This window comes from Parablautia muri (genome assembly GCF_009917485.1).
GTDB lineage: Bacteria > Bacillota > Clostridia > Lachnospirales > Lachnospiraceae > Suilimivivens > Suilimivivens muri.
Map to the genome: position 1 here is coordinate 1 of NZ_QZDT01000194.1, position 710 is coordinate 710.

The 710-nt window shown below is 41.1% G+C and carries 1 protein-coding gene; it reads left to right on the forward strand.

The window, feature by feature from the left end:
- A partial coding sequence (locus tag D5281_RS25180) for an IS3 family transposase (RefSeq protein ID WP_160562567.1) occupies positions 1 to 683 on the forward strand: 683 nt, incomplete at its 5' end.
- Positions 684 to 710 lie beyond the last annotated feature (27 nt).

Consider the following 710-nt stretch of genomic DNA (forward strand, 5'->3'; position numbering starts at 1 on the left):
ACTCTGGAAATCCAGGATATCGGATGATGAGGGTTTATTTGCTGCGAGCGAAAATCAGTTTGAGCAATACAACTGTATTAAAATATATGCAGGAATTGGGGATCCGATCCACAGTGACACCCAAAAAGCCTGCATACAAAAAGGGGGACTGCTATAAAAAGTTTGAAAATCATCTAAACAGGAAATTCCATGCGGAAAAGCCAAATGAAAAATGGTGTACAGATTTTACCTATATTTTTATGGAAGATGGAAGGAAGCGATATAACTGCAGCATTATTGACCTGTTTGACAGATCTGTGGTGGCAGCCCTCAACAGCAGCCATATCGATGCAGAGCTGGCTGTGCAGACGCTGAAAGCAGCTCTGGAAAGAAATTATCATCCAAAAAACCTGATGCTGCACAGTGATCAGGGTTCACAGTATACCTCGCGGGCATTTACAGATTACTGTAAAGAAGAAGGGATTGAGCAGAGCATGAGTAAAGCGGGATGCCCCTATGACAACTCCCCAATGGAAAGCTTTTATGGGACGTTCAAAGCGGAATTCATCAGCAAACACCGTTTTTCAACAGACGAAGAACTAAATAATGCAACTATGGATTATGCATATGCGTATTACAATCATATCCGCCCACATTCATCAAATGGATATATGACACCATTTGAAAAGAGAATGCAGGCATGATTATGTCAAAACTTTTCCTTGTAAGTG